Here is an 18,314-nt window from a genome sequence, read left to right on the forward strand (position 1 = left end):
GCCGTAGTCGGCCAGCACATAGTCGGCCGCCCAGATATGGGCGTGAGCTCCCCGCTGACCGGGTTGATCGGGTAACACTTGAGGAACACACCGGTCTTGGGCCGGTCGGTGGCCTGGCGCTCCGTCTTGGGCCGGTCGGTAGCCTGGCGCTCGGTCTCGGTGCTCTTCTGAGTTGGCGCCGTGCATCTGCGTGAACCAGAAAGACCTCCGTAGTCTGAGTGGCTGAATGAGAGCCCACTCCGACTCGGAGGTCTTCATGGCGATGACGTCACACGCCGATCGATGTATCTGGGCAGAACGGCTAGACGGCCTTCACCGGTTCCGGCACGGTCACATCCTCGTAACCGTAACTGTATGCATCCGGAGCCTTCGCCGGGAGCATCGTGAGCACAACGGCCGAGACAGGCGCGCCCACGTTGCTCAGCACCGAGAACGCTCCCTTGAGCTGATTCTTGTGCGTGCGACCGACCGCGCTGACCATGATCGTGCCTCCCACCGTGCGGGCAAGAATTGCGCCATCTGTGACAGGCAGAAGCGGTGCCGAATCGAACAGCACCACATCGTAGGCGTCGTTGAACTCTGCGATCAGCGACACCAGGGCGTCGGATCCGAGCAATTCGCTGGGGTTCGGCGGAATCTTTCCAGCCGGCAGCACGAAGAGGTCGCGCTTGCCCCACGGCTGGATTACATCATCGGGTACGGCGGTGCCGATCAGCAGGTCGGTGAGACCCACCGCTCCCTCGAGGCCAAGGTACTCGTGAACCCTGGGGCGGCGCAGGTCGGCGTCGACGAGTAACACCCGGGAACCGGCGTCGGCCAGGGCGATGGCGAGGTTGACCGCAATCGTGCTCTTGCCCTCGCCCTGCACAGAGGAGGTGATGACGAAGGAACGGTTCTCTCGACCCACGTCGAGGAATCGCAAGTTGGTACGCAGCATGCGGAATGATTCGGCACGAGGACTGTGCAGTTCGTCGTGGACGATGAGCGGGCGCTCGCGCGCATTCGCGTCGAACGGGATTCCACCGAGAATCGGGGCAGTCGTGATGACGGCGACGTCGCGCTCATCGCGAATGCGGTTGTCGAGAATCTCACGCAACACGGCGAGACCTACGCCGAGCGCAAGACCGAGCAACGCTCCGACTGCGATGTTGATCGGTACCACGGGGCTGATCGGCTTCGTCGGAACTTCTGCCTCCTGCACCAACGACATCTTGATCGGAGAGACCACCTTGTCGGAATCCGTGGGCGTTTCGAGATTCTCGACGGCCCGGGTGAGGCTCTTAGAAATCGAGGTCGCGATATCCGCCGCGAGCACAGGATCGCCGTTCGTCACGACGATTTCGATGAGCGTGGTGTCGAGCGGCGCCGAGGCGGTGACCGCGGCAGCGAGTTCGCTACTGCTCATACCGAGGCCGAGTTCGGATATCACCGGCAGAAGCACGATGGGGGTTGTCGCGAGATCGGCATAGGTCTTGACCCGCTGCTGCGTGAAGTTGTTTCCCTGTTGCAGGTCGGATGCCGTAGAGCCGCTGGATGTCGACACGAAAACCTTCGCGCTCGAGCTGTACGTCGGGTCCTGCAGGAACGTGTATCCGGCTGCTGCGCCGATGCCCGCAAGCAGCAGGACGGCGATCAGAATCCAACTCCTCCGTAGGATGTGGACATAGTCACGAAATTCCATTTCAGCGACCTTTCTTTCGAAGATGTTCGGCACGGCGGCCGTGAGGTGGATCGAGCAGGGCCTGGGGGGCGACTCCTGCAACGACCAGAAGATCGTCACGGGTGTAGAGACGGGCGACGGCATGATCGTTCCCCGTGCCGGCAACGTTCGCCGCAGCGAGGCTCTGTTCCTGCGATCCGGGCACCGTGAGGAAGTGCACGGGCGTGCTGTTCAGCTGGCGCACCTCGATGCCCGCGCGCAGCGCGACGGCATGCAGCCACAGATCGTCGGTCGACGGCACGATCGCGACGAACGCCTCATCGAGCTCGCGAAGCTGCTCGAGCATGCGCGGCGGGTAGATAACGCCGGAGACGCCTAGGGGAACGTTGCGCGGATGCGCCAGAGTGTCAGATGCCGACGGCCAAGTCACGTAGCCCTTGGGCACTCCGGTGTCCCCGACCTGCATGGCTCGGACCCAATACCCGGTGATGGCATCTGGACGCTGAGCGTACGCATCCATCAGACCAGACAGCCAGTGTCTGGGGTAGATGATGTCATCGTCGGCTGTCACGAGGGGCAGCGAGAGGTCGACCGCGCTCCGCACGTAGGGAAAGTACTTGGTGTGCGGCCCGTAGTTGTTGGTCAGCCGAATCTCGAGCCCTCGAACCTTCTGCCGTTCGAGTGCCTCGGGCAGATTCTCGAAAACCGCCGCCGAGTCAAGCCACAGCACGATTCGCGAGGGACGCACAGAGCCCCGCGCGATCGACTCAATGGTGACGTGGACCGAGTCGATACGCGAGCCGTAACTGGTAAGTGAGACGACGACGGGCGCCTGACCGAGGATCGAATCGACGGCTGTGGCTTCCTGCGTCGACAGTCGGCGTGAGTGCAGGCGCGCGCGGGTTCGTCGCAATCGCTTTCGAGTGCGACGAACGAGGGTCCTGATAGATGAGACCGCGATGACGAGAGCCTTCCTAATCGACCGGCGCCTACGGCACCGGCACGGCGCTGACGTTGTCGACTGACACCGCGATCGGCACATTCGTCGCCGAGGCGCTGAGATACGTGATGAGTGCTACGCCACCGACGGCCTGAAGCTGCGGTGTGGTGTCGGCTACGGTCAGCTGCGCGGCGGGCTCCGCCTGCGCTGCCGGCCACAGCGTGACTGCCAGCGACGTCGATCCCTGGCCGACGGCCTGCACTCTGATGGAATATTGCGTTCCCGGCACGTAGGTGCCCGCGACGGCCGTGCTCTTCAGCGCCGTCTCGACACCTCCGACGGTCTTGCTGATCGATAAGGTGATTGCACCGTTCGCCGCGATCTTGACTTTGCCCCGATAATCGTTGCCCACGGAGAGCTGACGAGCAGCGAGCGAAACATACTGCCCTGTGCCGGTGTCGAGCTTGTCGGTCGAGAACGAGACGACGGCGTTGGTTCGTGACGACGCCACCGAAGGGAGCGCGGCGTTGAGGCCGCCTCCAGCCTTCGGATAGACGAGCACACCCAGACCGTTCGCTACTGAGGCGCTGGCGGCTCCACCGTTGACCGTCCAGGCGCCCCCGACGTCGGCTGAGCCGAAGCCTCCCGTAGCCGTCCGCTCGAATGCGTCGGTCGCTAGCGCGGTTGTCGGCTGAGGGTCGACCGGCGGTGTGACCACCGGCGCTGTAACGGCAACGGTCTTGGTCACCGTTCCGGTGGCTCCTGCATTGTCGGTGACCGTGAGGACGACCTGATAGCTGCCGGCCGCGGCGTAGTCGTGCGACGCGGTCGCCCCCGATGCGGTGGCTCCGTCACCGAAGTCCCAGGCGTAGGAGGCGATAGAACCGTCGGAGTCTGTCGACGTGGATCCGTCTACCGATGCCTTGAGATCGACGTTCGAACTGGTGAACGTGGCCACCGGTGCAACGTTCGCCGGCGGGGTGACGACGGGCGGTGTGACGACTGCCCCCACTGTGGTGACCGACAGATCGTCGACCGAGGCGACGACCGGGAAGTTTGTCGACGATCCGCTGAGGTAGGTGACAAGAGCGACCGTTCCTGCGGTTTGCAGCGCGGCGGTCGTGTCATCCACGGTCGCCTGCCAAGCCGCGGGCTCTGCCTGCGATGCGAGCCACACTTTGGCCCTGATCGTCGTCGGCTTGGAGCCTGTGACCTCGAGGCGCACACGGTACTCGGCACCGGCGGTGTAGGTACCCGGAACAGTGACTGCCTTCAGGGCGGTCTCGGCATTGGCGACGGTCTTGCCCAGGGTGAGGGTCAGCACACCGTTCGAGGCGACCTTCACCTTGGCCCTGTAGTCGGTGCCCGCAGAGACCTGGCGACCGGCGAGCGAGTAGAAGAATCCTCCGCCGTCGGCGACCTTGTCGAGCGAGAACGTCGCGAACGAGTTGGTCGACAGCGATGACACGCCCGACAGCGACGTGGTGACGCCGGATGCCGCCTTGGTCGCCTTGAGGCGAGCTTTGTTGCCGGAGACGGTCGCGTTGGCTGCTCCCCCGCTGGTGACATTCCAGCTTCCGCCGACCTCGGCCGTACCGAGACCACTGGCGGACGTGCGGGTGAAGGTATCGGTCGCCAAGGCCGGGTTCGGCTGCGGACCGGCGGCCGTGACCGTCACCGACTTTGTAGCGGACGCGGTCGCTCCGGCGTTGTCCGTGACGGTGAGCGTCACCGTGTAGGTGCCGGCGGCACTGTAGACGTGGCTCGTCGTCGCTCCCGTGCCTGTCGTGGTGTCGCCGAACGTCCAGCTGTAGTTCGCAATCGAGCCATCGGCATCCGTCGACGCGGAGGCATCGAACGAGGCGTTCAGGTCAGCAGCAGAGCTCGTGAACGATGCGGTCGGAACCACGTTCGCCGGAGGAGATGTGAGCGTGAAGCTCTGAACGCTGGTGCCCGTTCCACCCACATTGTCGGTCACTGTCAGGGTCACGGCGTAGGTGCCGGGCGCGGCGTAGATGTGCGACGCTGTGGTCCCGTTAGCCGTCTGGCCGTCTCCGAATGCCCACTGGTACGAAGCGATCGTGCCGTCGCTATCCGATGATGTCGAAGCGTCGAAAGTGGCATTGAGGTGATCGATCGTGTTCGTGAAGCGAGCGACGGGAACGACATTGGCGGGCGGCGCCTTCATCGTCACCGACTGAGTCGTCGTCGCCGAGGCGCCGTCGTTGTCTGTCACGGTCAGGCTCACCTGGTAGGTGCCGGCCGCGGCGTAGGCGTGGTTCGTTGTGGCTCCCGTGCCCGACTGACCGTCGCCGAAGGTCCAGGCATACGACGCGATCGTGCCGTCGCTGTCTGTCGATGCGCTCCCGTCGAGGTTCAGACTGAGGCCCGTTACCGAGGAGGTGAACGACGGTGTCGGAGGTACCAGCACCTTCGCTGTGGCAACGACGGTTTGCGTCGTGTCAGAGACGAGACCCTTGTTGTCGGTAACCGAAAGGGTCACCGGGTAGCTTCCGGGTACCGCATAGGCGTGGCTCGGGTTGACACCGGTGCCGGTGCTTCCGTCTCCGAAGTTCCACGAGTACGTGGCGATGGATCCATCCGAATCGGTCGACCCTGAAGCGTCGAACGTGGCAGTCAGATCGGCGACTGTAGATGTAAAGGCCGCTGTCGGAGCCACGTTCACGAGATTCGTCGTGACCGTTCGCGTGACGGTGGTCGACTCTCCCGAGTTGTCCGTTACCGTCAGCGCTACCGCGTGGTCACCGGCTGCAGCGTAGACGTGGTTCGGGGTAGCTCCTGTCCCTGTCTGGCCGTCTCCGAAGTCCCAGGCGTATGTGGCGATCGTGCCGTCGGTGTCGGCCGAGCTGGATGCGTCGAACGCGACGGTCAGGTCGGTCACCGTCGACGTGAACGCTGCGACGGGGAGCATGTTCGGAACGAAGCCCGAGCCGACCTTCCAGTGGTCGTCGACCTGATTGGAGGTGAGTGCGAATGGGTAGACAGCGACCTCGTCGATGCTGCCCTTGAAGAAGGGGTCACCGCTCCAGGCGTTGTCGCCCGCTACGCGCCAGTACCCCATGTAGGAGTCACCACCGGTCTGCGGGTTGGTTGCCTTGAGCTTGCCGTCGACGTAGAGCTTCATGCCGTCGGGCGACGACTGCGACGCCACCATGTGGTGCCACTTGCCGTCGTTGTAGCTGGCGGAGGTGGTGGCCAAATTCGTCGTGCCCGTCCAGGTACCGAAGGACAGACGCCCGTCGTTCTCCATGTAGACGTGACGGTCGTAGCTTCCCGACTGGCCGGTCTGGCTCGAGCCGAAGCCGATGAGCTTGCCGCCGGATGTCGTTGTGGTCTTGAACCACAGCTCTTCGCTGAAGTTCGTCGTGCTCTGAGAAGCGGCGCTCGACGACAGTCCGGCCTGATTCCAGCCGCCGAAGCCGTTGGGCGTCGGCGCGAAGGTGGCTGCGGTGTCCTCAACGTTCTTCAGGGCGCCGGCCGTTTGTAATGCGAAGTCTCCGAAGAACAGGCCGGCGTTGTCGCGCTTGCCCGAATCCGCTGCCGTCGTGCCGGAGCTCTCACCCGCACGCCAGTAAAGAGACGGATCGAGGTTGTAGACGGATGCGCCATAGGCGTCTGCCGGCGCCGGCGGGATCGGCGAGACGCGTCCCGAGGCCACGTAATGGGCGATGAGCTGGTCCTGGGTGAGCGCGGCGCCGTAGATCGCGACCTCGTCGATGTCTCCAGTCAGGTAGTCGCTGCTGGGCTGGTTCGGCCATCCTCCGAGGTTGTCGCCGCCGATCCTCCAGTAGCCGGTGAAGTCCTGGCCCTGAGTCACGTCGCTGCGGCTCCCGACCACGCGGCCGTCGATCGCGAGGACCATTCCGGCGGGGCTGAGGGTCGCTGCCACATGGTGCCACTCACCGTCATTGAATGCCTTGGCCGAGCTGACAGTCTGCGTTTGACCCGTGTAGACACCGAAGTTGATCTTTCCGTCATTCCCCATATAGACCATGCGGTCGTAGTTGCCGGAAGAGCCGGTGGCCGCGTTGCCGAAGCCGATGATCTTCCCTCCGCTGGTGGAGGTCGTCTTGACCCACGACTCGACCGTGAAGGTGTTCGGCGCCTTCTCGGCGACCGGCGTCGTTATGTAGGCGTTGTCTTTCAGGCCGACGGCCGTATTGCTGTCGGCACCGTTGTTGCCCGGCTTGCCGAAGTCGGGGGTTCCCGTGACGTTGCCGTCGTTGAACCCGGCCCAGTCCTCGACCGTGAGGCCCGCTGCATCACCGAGGCGATAGTAGCGATTCGGGTCATCCGCCATCACTGCGGTCGAATAGGTGCTGGCCGACTGGCCGGATGCCGTAGCGACGACGGCGACGTTGTCGGAACGGGAGATGTTGCCTTGGGGATCGGTCGCGATCAGGCGGTACTTATAGGTGCGTCCAGGAACCAGTCCCGTGTCCACGAATCCAAGCGACGGCAGGTTCCAGAACGTCGAGTCGGCGTACGTCGTGTAGCTCGGCTTGGCCGTGTTGTTGTCCCGGATGACGTCGTACCTGAGGCGGGTGCTGTCCCTGTCCCAGTTCGCGACCCACTTGACCCGCGCAGTTCCGCTGATAGTGGATGTCACCGTCGGGTTGGCCCCCGAGCCGCTGAGGCGCGGGCCCTGCAGATTCGGCGCGACACTCGCCACGGCGAACCGCACGAGTCCCTGCTGGGGCGTGTTGTTCACCTTCATGAACTCGCCGCCCATAATGACGTACTTCGAGTTGCCGTCCACCGTCCATGGGCCCTGGTTCTGCCCTGTTGCCTTGCCCTGGTCAAGGTCGGGGAACCAGGTGAGCAGGCTGGGTGAGGCGTTCCCGGTGAAACTTGCATAACCGTGCTGGTCGGGAGTGACGATTCCGGTCGGCGCCTTACTGAAGGCGAGTCCTCGGTGGAAGGTCCAAGGATCGGTCTGGGGGAAGCCACCGATGTTGCCGCAGTAATGCGCGTGGCTCGCCGTGTAGACGACATCGCCGATGGGCTTCACCGAGTAGGTGTCGCCGTGGCAGTCCTCTACCCACGTCGTGGATCCGGAGCTAAAGCTTGTGCGGAAGGTTCCCTCGAAGTTGCCGGTTCCGTTGAAGGTGTAGCCGGTGCCGTAGATGTCGTCACCATCGCTCGACAGACTGGTGATCGCAGAACTCGTGTCACCATTTCGCACTACATCGTTTATCTGGAACGGCAGCAGTGAGGCATCGGCCGTGCTCACCATGCCGAGGCCGCGCCCGGGCTGTGCCGAACCGTTGATCATCGAGAACTGGCCGCCGATGGCGAGCTTCGACTTGTCCGGCGAGAGCACGAGCCCGTTGACCTTGCCGCCCGTGACCTGGGGAGCAAACGAGGTGAGTACGCCTGTCGCGGCGTTCGCTTCGGCGACCCCCGGTCGCTGGTCGGTGCCCACCGACGTGAACTGTCCGCCGAAGTAGACCGTCGTGGCGGTAGCGACAATGGCGCGTACCTGCCCGGCCGGTTTAGGCACGAACTTCGGAAGAAGCGTGCCCGTCTTTGCATCCAGGGCCGCGATGCTCCAGACCCGCGCGCCGTTGACCGCCGAGAACGAACCGCCGACGTAGATGCGCGTGCCATCGGGAGACGACGTCACGGCGAATGCCTCTGCGTTGAGACTGGGGGCGAACGTGGTGATGAGGTTTCCGGTCGAAAGGCTGTACGCCAGGATGTTGTTTCGAACCACGGTGTTCACACCGGGGGCTGAGCCGGCGGGCCGGGCAGTCGAGAACTTACCGACCGCGTAGACCGTGTCTCCGATGATGGTCTGCTGCCAGACGTTTCCATCAATCTGCACGGTCGGCAGGGCATCTGCCGACACTGTTGCCGGCGTAGCAGGATCCGCCGGGTTCGTTGGGGTCGTGTCAGCCACGGCTGGTGACGCGATCAGCATGCCGGCCACGACCGCGATAGCTGCGGTCGTGGCGAAAAGGGCACGTGCCCGGACGATACGTGGCTTGAGCATGAATTCCTCGACGGTGTAAAAAAGCTGCGAATACGAAGGTAGACAAAACTGATGATTTCTCAGATTTTGCTACAGAGAAGTCGGGTCCTCTTTGGACGTTACTAGACGAGACTTAAAATGAATATCCCTCACTTAGGGGTCATTTTTGGCGCGTATCCGTTCAGGAGGTGGGAACCGACCCTGCGAAGACCGCCAAGGGAACGCCTGCCAAATAGTCGATCGTGATACGGACCGATTCGCGATCCTCGACGGGAACAGTGAATACGTAAGACGCTGTGGCACTCTTGCCGGACGCGAGCGACGCAGGGAACGACTCCTGATCCGCATTGCCGCTCATTTGGGTACCTGGAACCAGATCGGCCCGATAGTCGACGAGGATGGTGGTCAGACCCAGGTCGATCGTTTCGGCGCTCTCGTTCGTAATCGTCACCTCGAACCGGATTGCGGGCCCCGCCGTTTCTCCCACGCCTTTGGCGACCCCGTCCACACTGGTGATTTTCCCCACGGTGGCGGTCACCCCGGGAGCGATCTCTGCAGGCGTATCGAAGGGATTCGCGGCGGAGGTGGCGCGCACGTCGCCACCGGCAGCATCCGGAGCCGTCGTCGCGTCTGCGCTCGGGTCGGACGAGGCGGAGGGCGAGGAGGTGGACGTCGCCGCCGAGTCGTCGGCCGCGGTCGTTGCAGACGCTGAGGGCGAGGGCGAGGGCGAACCGGCGGAGTTGGCGGACGTGACGGCGGCCCATACGACAACGCAGATGACCACGACGAGCACAGCGCCGATGACAGCCAGCAGCCAGGGGCGCATGCGGCGAGGCCGTTCAGGCGTGGAGACACCCTGCGAGAGATCGGGGCCGTCTGCGTTCGAACCGCTCATGTCGTCAACCTTTTGCTTGGAGTTATCGAGCATTCTCGCACGAGCGGGCGAGGCATCCACGGGGGTCTCAGCCGCGGTCCCACCCCCAATACAGGTCAAAAGTGAGAAATCCTTGCGTTCAGAATTCATCTTTCGCTAGCGTTGTAGAAACTTGACGTTTTCTCACTTATGCGGTTGGAGCCCCATGGTCATCAAGATCGGTTACGCGGCCGGCGCCTTCGACCTCTTTCACGTCGGACACCTCAACATCCTCAAGCACGCCAAGAGCCAGTGCGACTACCTGATCGCCGGCGTCGTCTCCGACGAGATGCTGATCCAGAACAAGGGCATCACCCCCGTGATCCCCCTGGCCGAACGGCTCGAGATCGTCAGCCACATCTCCTACGTCGACCAGGCCCGCGCTGAGGTCGTGCCCGACAAGCTCGACACCTGGCGCGAGGTCGGTTTCGACGTCTTCTTCAAGGGCGACGACTGGCGCGACACAGACAAGGGCCGACGCCTCGAGGCGGAGTTCGCCGAGGTCGGCGTCGACGTCGTCTACTTCCCGTACACAGCCCACACGTCGAGCAGCAAGCTTCGGCGCATCCTCGACCTCATGCTCGAACCCGAGTATGCACGCACGGCGAACGGAGGCGCGACTGGCAGCTGACAAGAGTTATACCCCCAACGGCCCGGCTGGTCTCCCCGAGCAGCCGGGCCTTCACTGTACCCGCAAGCGCGTCATGACCTAGGCTGGACAGCGGGGAGAACGCAGGCCGCAGATTCCCCATGGGGGATCACATGACTGACACAGCGCACAGCAGGCCCGGGCTTGTTCTCGTGGCCGCCTCGGCACAGCTCTACGACGAGCAGACGCCGCCGGCCAGAGCACGCTTCGCCATCGATCTCGTCGCAACCGTGGGAGCGATCGCCCTCGCGTACAGCCTGTCCCTCGCGACGAGAGTCACCCGCCGCCGATAGCCCCGGCGCTCAGAGCCCCGGCGCTCACAGCTCGACAGAGCTGCCCGGGCGGCATCGACCCGTCACTAGATGCTGTTCCCAGGCGTAATAACAGCACTTCGTGACGGCTCGATGCCGCGCGGGCGACCTACTCCACCAGTCCAGACCGAGCGCGGCGGCGGGCTGCCAGCCGCGCGCCTGCCAGGCCGGCGAGCAGCAGGGCCAGCGCCATCCACAGACCGACGCGCGGGTCGGCACCCGTCGCGGCCAGCGTCTCCGTCGAACCCGAGCCCGAACTCGAGCCCGAGCCGGCGGGTTGCGCACCCGGCTGGGTGCCGGCATCCGGCGCACCGGGCTGGCCCGGCTGCTGCGGCTCACCCGGGAGGCCGGGTTCACCGGGCTCGGCCGGCTCCGTCGGCTCCTCGGGCGCCGCGACGACCACGAACGTGCTCACGCCCGACCTGAACTGCGCGCCATACGGGTCGCTGACCGTGACGTACCAGCCCTGCTCTCCCAGCGGCGCGGTCGGCCACGGCATGGCGGCCTCGGTTCCGCTCGCGATGCCGGTGAGGGCTCCGATCGTCTGCGTGGTCTGCACCTCGGCCGTGAACGCGTTGGTGCGCAGCGTCTTGGTCTTCGGCTGGATGCCCAGAGTCGCGTAGGGCACGACGAACTCCTGGTGCTCCTGCTCGAGAGACGGGTCCTCGGAGTCGTAGTCGTCGAGCGACGGTGAATAGGTGCGCACCGTCATCTTCTGCCCCGCGTTGTCGAACTGCATCAGACGCAGGTAGCCGAGGCCGCCCTCTGCCAGGCCCTGGTAGTCGAACAGCATCTGCGTGACCGTGCGGTCAGGGGTGCCGTCGCCGTTGTCGTCGAACGCGTCGTAGCGCGTGAAGGCGTCGTGATAGTGCCCAGACATCACCATCATCACGTTCGGGTTGGTGGCGATGACCTCGTCGTAGATGCGCTGCGGCACCGGCCCGAGGCCACCCGTGGTGAGCATGTACTCGTGCAGGTTGAGGATCGCCTTGCGCTCGGGGTACTTGGCGAGGGTCTCGTTCATCCACGCGATCTCGGCGTCGCCCGGAGCCCAGCCCATGTACACCTGGATGAAGTCGATGCCGCCCGCGCTGATGAGGTCGTAGTGACCGCGGTTGTCGAGGTAGCTCTCGCCGTACCAGGGGTTCGACTCGAACCGCTGCTGACCGAACCACTGGCTGAACTGCGTGTAGTCGTTGGTCATCTGGTTCACATCGTGGTTGCCGGCCAGCACGCCGTAGGGCAGGCCCGCGGCATCCAGCTTGTCGTAGGCCGCATCGGCCCGCACCCACTGGTCGTTGATCAGGCTGTTGTCGACGATGTCGCCGGTGTGCGTCACGTACTGCAGGTTGAGGTTGTCGCGCTGCGTCAGGAAGAAGTTGTGGATCGCCTCCTGGTGCTTGTAGTTGTTCGGGTCGGCGTTGTAGTACTGCGTGTCCGATTCCCACCCGAGCGTGAAGTCGTAGTCGCTGCGCGGGGTGTCGGATGCGTTCAGCGGCGTGATCGGGGTGTCGCGCGTCGAGCGCGGCGCACCCGAGAATCCCTCCGAGTGCTGCACGAGCACCTGCATGGTTCCGTTCGCCGCGTGGTCCGCTGCGGCGACGGTGGCCGTGAGCCCGAACTCCACGTCGTCGGCGTCGACGGTCACGTGACGGTCGATCTCCTCCCACGCCCCGGTCGTGACGTTGCGCACGTACATGAGCACCTTGGCGCCCGTGTTCGCCGATCCCGTCCAGGTGAGCTTCGTCTGATAGTCGGCGCCGGCATCGGCCGGGATCGCCGCGTCGAAGACCTGGTACGGCAGGGCGGTGTCCGAGCTGATCTCGGTGTCGAGTCCGTCGACTCCCCCGAGCGCCGAGACCTCGTCGGCACTGAGGGCGCGAGAGGCTGCGGCTGCGGGAGCGGAGTCGACCTCGGTCGACACCTCGGTCGTGCCCACTCGGCTCGACACTCCCCCGTTCGCCGCGTCGAGCTCGTAGCCCCGGGCGAACTCCACGGCGAGCGTGTCGCCGCTCGGGTCGTCGACGCGGGCCTTCAGCTCGGCCTCGCCCTCGACGACCTCGGCGCCCTCCTCAGGAAGAACGGCGATGCCCGACGGCTGCTCGACCGGCGTGGTGAACACCACGGAGGTGTCGGTCACGTTGCCCACGACGTCGGTGGCCTTCATGGCGAGCGTGTGCGAGCCTCCGGCGAGGTCGACGCTCGATGCCCTGTACGGCAGCTGCACGGCCTGGCCGTCGAGGGTCGCGACGAACGCGCTCAGGCCCGATCCGGCATCCGTGGCCCCGCCGGTCATCACGAACTCGCCGCGGTACTCGGTCTCGGCGACCATGTTGGTGGTCACCTCGGGGGCGGTGTTGTCGACGTTGACCGTGCGCTCGACGCGCAGGTCTGCGGCGGATGCCCCGATCACGTGGGCGCCGTCGGTGACGGCGGTCGTGTTCCACTGGTGGGCGACAGCGCCGAACGCGTCATCGGGAAGCGTGAAGACGGCGTCGTAGAAGTCGAGCTTTCCGGTCGTGTCGCCCATCTGCAGAACCTTCGTGGGGTCGTCGTAGCCGGCCGGGCGCAGGGCCCGCCCATCCGGAAGCACGAGCCTGAGGTTCTGAATGGTGAAGTCGTCGTTGTTCTCGACGCTCAGCTCGGGCGCGGCCTTGGTTCCGGCCCAGACGCTCAGCGTCAGCGGCTGGCCCGCGGTGACGTAGCTGAGCGGAACCTTCGTGGTGATCGTCTCGACGCCCTCGAAGATGCCCTCGTCGAAGATGGTGAGAATGTCGGGGCCGATGAGAACGCCGTTGCGGAAGAAGGTGTTGACGCCGCCGGCTTCGAACGCGAAGTAGGGCTCGCGCTCGAGTGAGCGGGTCGTGTCGGTCACGGCTGCGCCGTCGATGTCGAGGGATGCGCCGGGCGGGGTGCTCGCGGACGCCGCGACCCGGGTGGTTCCGCTGAGCCACTGGCCCTCGGTGACATTGAGGCGCACGGGGTCGGTGTCGCCCTGGGTCACGGTGACCCGGCGCGTCTCGGTGGTGACGGTGTTGGATCCGTCTCGCACCTCGACCGAGTACTCGAGCCAGGCCTTGCCGTAGAGGTCGACGCCGGGGAGCTCGTAGGCGTAGCGCGAGAGCGGGTCGGCGGGATCGGTGTCGGCGGGGTCGACGCGCTGGCCGAGCAGGTCGATGACCGTCGGAGTCTGGTCGACGTCGTTCGACACCGTGAGGCGCACGGTGCGCACCTGGCGGTCGTCGGTGATGGTGAAGTCGATCGGAAAATCGACCGCGGGGTCGACGGTGTTGCCCGTGTTGTCGGTGATCGCGGGCGCCTGCGCATCCGTCGGCACGACCACGAGGCCGGCAGGGACCTGGTCTGCGGTGACCGAGCCGGGCGTCGCCGGAGCCTTGCGCAGCAGGGCCTGCTTGGTGATGTCGGCGGCGTCGAAGCCGTACTGGATTCCCTGCTCTGCATCGACGTCGTCGACCGTGGAGACCATGTTGTAGTACGCGCGGTTGAGGGCGAAGCCGGTGTTGGTCACGATCTGCATGCCGCGGGCCGAGCCGTTGGCCATGCCGGCCGAGACCACGTCGACGAGCTGATCCTGCGTGAGCTTCGTCGAGAAGTGGCTGTTGAAGTCGGCCAAGCCGAGGCTGCTGTTGGCCGCGTTCTTCACCCAGAGCACGAGCTTGCCGCCCGACGGGATGACCACGTCGCGGGGCGTGCTCGGCCACAGCGCGGTCGACGAGTTGGTCTGGTCGGTGACCGGGTAGAGGTAGCGCAGGGTGTAGTCGGCCCAGTCGACGGGGCTGTCGCTCGAGTTGTAGACCTCGATGAACTCGTAGCCGTCTGCGCTGCCCACGTTGGTGGAGTCGGGCAGCAGCTCGGTGATCTGCAGCGGCGACGCGACCAGGGTCGGGTCGGGGGCGGGCAGCTCGGTGGGCGGGGTGGTGGGCTCGGTCGTCGGTTCGGTCGTCGGTTCGGTCGTGGGTTCGGGGGATGTCGTGGGTTCGGTCGTCGGGGGCGCCGTCGGCTCGGGGTCGGTCGGGGTCGGCGGCACCAGCACGGCGGGGTCGACGACCCCGGGGCTCGGAACGGCGGCCGAGGCGGCGAGGGTCATGCTGCGCTGAGCGGTGTCTGCGGGGCGGGCGAACTGGGCGACCCGGTCGACCGCGACGGAGCCCGACGGGTAGAACGACCACGAGATGGCTGCGCCGTCGGTGTCGACGACGCGGATTCCGCGGCCGCCGCTGTTGGCCATGCCGGCCTGGCCGGTGAGCGGAACGACGGTGTAGGCATCCGGTGTCGTGCCGGTGACGCCCGCCCAGTAGGCGCGGAAGTCGTCGATGGTGAACGTCGAGGTGTCGACCGAGCCCGAGGTGTAGTTGAGCCACAGCACCACCGGCTGGCCTGCCGGCAGCACCGTGCCGGCGGGGGCCGTGAGCGGGATGTCGCGAGCACGGTCGTCGGTATCGGCGTAGATGTAGGCGAGCGAGAGTCCGCCGGCGCCGACGGTGACGTCTGTCGACGCGGTGTTCACGACCTCGACGTACTCGAACGAGTCGACGCCCGTGTTGTCAGGCGCTATCTCGGTGACGATCACCTCTCCCGCCGGCGATGCCGCGAAGGCCGGAACCGCGCTCGAGGCGATGAGGGCTGCGGCGAGAACAGAGGCGAAGGCGGGCAAGGCGAACAGGCGTGAGCGAGACAACGTGGAGACCCCAGAGGTGGTGGAACAAAACTCCTCGAACCTACGAGCCGCGACCTCCCCAATTGGGGGCGTTCGTGCAGATGGAAGATGAACGCGAGGTGACGGGCAGGTTCGCAACGTGTCGTCGCTAACGGTGGAGCGTTCCGACGGCCGACCGGCGCGATCGACTTGTCACACATTGCTCTATCCGTCGAGGTTTCGAGCGTTCTGTGACAAGTGGATGATGACAGGCCGCGTCGACTGGTCAGACAACGCGCTAAAGGCGTCCACTTTGAACATTCTGTGACAAGTCGATCAGGCCCGAGGCGGCGTGCCCTCCGCGCGCGGCTGCGAGCGAGCGCCGACCACCAGGCCCGCCCAGAAGGCTCCCGCGAGCAGGCCGAGCACGGCTATCACCAGGCCGAGAGCCGTCATGGGCGCGACGATCTGCACGGCTCCGGGCCGGAACATGTCACCGGAGAGTGGCGCGTACGCCACCCATCCGAAGGAGAGAGGCTGCGACGCGGAGATGACCGCGATCACCGCCCCCACCACGACGGCGACGACAGCGATGGCGAGCAGGAGGCGCTTCGGAGTGGAGGACGTCATGCCTCCACGCTACGCAATCGTCAGCGAGAGATCGCGACGAAGAACTGCATCGATCCGTCAGAAAACGCTCTTTGCGGCCCGACTACCCGCGTTTTCTGACGGATGGATCACGCGCGGGAGAGTGCGACGAACACCAGGGTCAGGCTGAGCGCTGCGACCACGATCAGGCCGCTGAGCTTGAGCACCTCGGGAGACGCCTTCTCCCGCAGGCGGGACAGCACAGGTCGCGACAGCAGGGCGCGAGACCGCGCGGCCCACGTGGGCCGCGCAGCCTCAGGGGCTCCGGGCGGGGCCGACTTCGGGGCGGCAGCATCCGGAACCGAGGCCGGCTGCAATTCGAACTTCGCCGGCGCCAGATCCGCTACGGGCGCCTCGACCTCCTCCGCCTCGCCGAACTCGGCGAGAAGGGAGTCGAACGTGAGCTCGCGCTCCGTTGCAGACATGTTGGCGTGGGCACGTGCAGGCACAGGGGTGATCATGGCGTCCGAGCAGATAAGGGGCGAGCCGCATCCGTTGGAGAAAACCGGTGCGCAGAGAGTCTGGGTGAGAAACGGCGGCTCGAGCTGAGGGGCGAGCCGACGCCTTCTTCTCTAAAGATAAGGATCAGTCAGTTAGTTGTCGAATCTCTGCTCGATCTCGTCAGGCGACGAGCCGCGTCAAAGCCTCTTCGGGCGATCCGTAGGGGCCCGACCAGCCGTCTCTCGTGTGGTCGTCGCTGAGCTTCGCGTGCCAGCCGTCGCTCATGCGATAGACCGTGGCGAGGCGGCTCGTCCTCTCGGCGCCGTCCGTCTGGAGGATGTACGCGCGACGAGGACCGTGACGTTCGATGATGGCGGAAGACATGGGTGGTGTTTCGCTCCTTCTGCTGACCGCAGGCGCGATCACGTTAGGTTGAGTGATTCTCAGTGTATTTGCAGCAACGCTACAGAGCGTCGTGTTCTGGCACAAGGGACTTCACAGGGCCCGGTAAACGACGTATTCTCACGATTCGGCGCGGCGGCGGGATCGGATTGCGGACAACACGAGAAAAGCCACCCCGAGCGGGGTGGCCTCTCGTGATGTGCGAGCGATCAGGCTTCGACGTCGCCGCGCCATGCTCCGTCGGGGTGGCCCTCCGACTCGATGTACTCCTTGAAGTTTTTCAGGTCCTTCTTCACCGCGTGGCCGCCCACACCCACGGCCGAACCGAGCTTCTCGAGCAGGCCGGTGGGCTCCCAGTCGAGCTGCACGGTCACGCGGGTCTCGGTGGGAGCGAGCTTGTGGAACGTGACGACGCCAGCGTGGTCGACCTCGCCGCCGGTGCTCGTCCAGGCGACGCGCTCGTCGGGGTGCTGCTCGGTGATGTTGGCCTCGAAGGTGCGCTCGACGGGGCCGACCTTGATCTTCCACTCGGTCAGAGTGTCGGTCACCTGCTGGATCGACTCGACCTCGTCGAGAAACTTGGGGAACTCCTCGAACTGGGTCCACTGGTTGTAGGCGACGGAGACGGGAACAGAAACGTCGACGGTCTCGATGATCTGGGGCATGTGAACAACTCCTCGTAGTGCGGTATCAACTTGTCTGTACCTCCTCGACGCTACGGGCAGGGCGCGCCCGGGGTGACCCCCTTGACGCACGACTCGCGCAGCAACAGCGCGCCGCAACAGCGCTCAGCAACGGCGCTCAGCAACAGCCCCGCATCCCGGCCTACGCTGACCCCATGACAGACGCCCCGATTTTCGGCGAAGCCCACGCACCCGATCTGCATGTGATGACCTACAACATCCGGCGCCGCATGAGGCAGAACGCCCCCGGAAGCCCCGACCTCTGGTCGAGGCGGCAGCCGCTGATGCGCCAACTGCTGTCTCGCGAGCGCCCCACTCTGCTCGGAACGCAGGAGGCGCTGCCCGACCAGGCCCTCTTCATCTCAGCCGTGCTCGGGCCCCACTACCGCCGCATCGGCTACGGGCGCAACGCCGACGGCACCGGCGAGGGATGCCCTCTCTTCTACGACTCTCGCCGACTGCATCTGGAGAGCTGGCGCCAGATCGCCCTGTCAGAGACACCGGATGTCGCGGGGTCGCGTTCCTGGGGCAACATGATTCCGCGCATCGCGGTCGTCGCCCGGTTCGTCGATGTGAAGACCGGCGAGCCGCTGCGCGTGATCAACACCCACTTCGACCACATCGCTCGGCGGGCCCGGCTGCACTCGGCCGAGCAGCTCGCCGCGCTCGCCACGTCGAGCGACGAGCCCGTCATCGTGATGGGCGACACGAACACCGACGTCGGCACGGCTCCGTTCGAGGCGATCGCCGGCGACGCCGGGCCGCTCGTGGATGCCTGGACCGCGGCCGGCGTGCGGCTCACGCCCCCGTGGGGCACCTTCTCGAACTACCGCACGCCCAAGACCGGCACGAAACGCATCGACTGGATCCTCGTGAGCCCCGGCATCGAGGTGCGCGAGGCGGCCATCAATGCCTCGCGTTTCGACGGCGCCGCCGCATCCGACCATGAGCCCGTGCAGGTTCTCGTGCGCCCCCGCAAGGCCCTGCCCGCGGAGCGCACCGCCGGGTAATCTTC

At 65.5% G+C, this 18,314-nt stretch carries 12 protein-coding genes; 3 read left to right on the forward strand and 9 right to left on the reverse strand.

Annotated features, from left to right (window positions below; translation table 11 throughout):
* Positions 1-301: 301 nt before the first annotated feature.
* From ASF06_RS01855 to ASF06_RS19330, 4 genes are all read right to left on the reverse strand, one after another.
* Complete coding sequence (locus ASF06_RS01855; RefSeq protein WP_055942605.1) at positions 302-1,681, reverse strand: polysaccharide biosynthesis tyrosine autokinase; 1,380 nt, start codon at positions 1,679-1,681, stop codon at positions 302-304.
* Position 1,682: 1 nt separating this feature from the next.
* Positions 1,683-2,390 (reverse strand): hypothetical protein, encoded by a 708-nt coding sequence (locus ASF06_RS19630; protein ID WP_162237672.1) that lies wholly within the window; start codon positions 2,388-2,390, stop codon positions 1,683-1,685.
* A 259-nt stretch (positions 2,391-2,649) separates the two neighbouring features.
* A complete protein-coding gene (locus ASF06_RS01865) occupies positions 2,650-8,448 on the reverse strand; it encodes a PKD domain-containing protein (RefSeq protein WP_235500861.1) in 5,799 nt (1,932 codons plus the stop codon).
* 328 nt (positions 8,449-8,776) lie between these two features.
* Positions 8,777-9,490: a hypothetical protein gene (locus tag ASF06_RS19330; RefSeq protein ID WP_055942615.1), complete on the reverse strand. Its 714-nt coding sequence runs from the start codon at positions 9,488-9,490 to the stop codon at positions 8,777-8,779.
* A gap of 184 nt (positions 9,491-9,674) precedes the next feature.
* Here ASF06_RS19330 and ASF06_RS01875 point away from each other — a divergent pair, with 184 nt between their 5' ends.
* A complete protein-coding gene (locus tag ASF06_RS01875) occupies positions 9,675-10,139 on the forward strand; it encodes an adenylyltransferase/cytidyltransferase family protein (RefSeq protein ID WP_055924396.1) in 465 nt (154 codons plus the stop codon).
* A gap of 131 nt (positions 10,140-10,270) precedes the next feature.
* A complete protein-coding gene (locus ASF06_RS19335) occupies positions 10,271-10,450 on the forward strand; it encodes a hypothetical protein (protein ID WP_157411965.1) in 180 nt (59 codons plus the stop codon).
* Positions 10,451-10,577: 127 nt separating this feature from the next.
* On the opposite strand, the gene ASF06_RS01880 is transcribed toward ASF06_RS19335, so the two are convergent.
* The 5 genes from ASF06_RS01880 to ASF06_RS01900 all read right to left on the reverse strand — a co-directional run bounded on the left by ASF06_RS01880 (position 10,578) and on the right by ASF06_RS01900 (position 17,281).
* Positions 10,578-15,167, reverse strand: coding sequence for a metallophosphoesterase (locus tag ASF06_RS01880; RefSeq protein WP_055942618.1), 4,590 nt, complete (start codon positions 15,165-15,167; stop codon positions 10,578-10,580).
* Between the two features lie 294 nt (positions 15,168-15,461).
* A complete protein-coding gene (locus ASF06_RS01885) occupies positions 15,462-15,755 on the reverse strand; it encodes a hypothetical protein (protein ID WP_055942621.1) in 294 nt (97 codons plus the stop codon).
* Positions 15,756-15,862: 107 nt separating this feature from the next.
* Entirely contained in the window at positions 15,863-16,222 is a 360-nt protein-coding gene (locus tag ASF06_RS01890) for a hypothetical protein (protein ID WP_157439039.1), read from the reverse strand.
* A 172-nt stretch (positions 16,223-16,394) separates the two neighbouring features.
* Positions 16,395-16,598 (reverse strand): hypothetical protein, encoded by a 204-nt coding sequence (locus ASF06_RS01895; RefSeq protein ID WP_055942628.1) that lies wholly within the window; start codon positions 16,596-16,598, stop codon positions 16,395-16,397.
* 227 nt (positions 16,599-16,825) lie between these two features.
* A complete protein-coding gene (locus ASF06_RS01900; RefSeq protein WP_055924409.1) occupies positions 16,826-17,281 on the reverse strand; it encodes an SRPBCC family protein in 456 nt (151 codons plus the stop codon).
* A gap of 173 nt (positions 17,282-17,454) precedes the next feature.
* On the opposite strand from ASF06_RS01900, the gene ASF06_RS01905 reads away from it, so the two are divergent.
* Positions 17,455-18,309, forward strand: a complete 855-nt coding sequence (locus ASF06_RS01905) for an endonuclease/exonuclease/phosphatase family protein (RefSeq protein ID WP_055942632.1) — start codon at positions 17,455-17,457, stop codon at positions 18,307-18,309.
* Positions 18,310-18,314: the final 5 nt, after the last annotated feature.

The sequence above is a fragment of the Agreia sp. Leaf244 genome, from assembly GCF_001422695.1.
GTDB lineage: Bacteria > Actinomycetota > Actinomycetes > Actinomycetales > Microbacteriaceae > Agreia.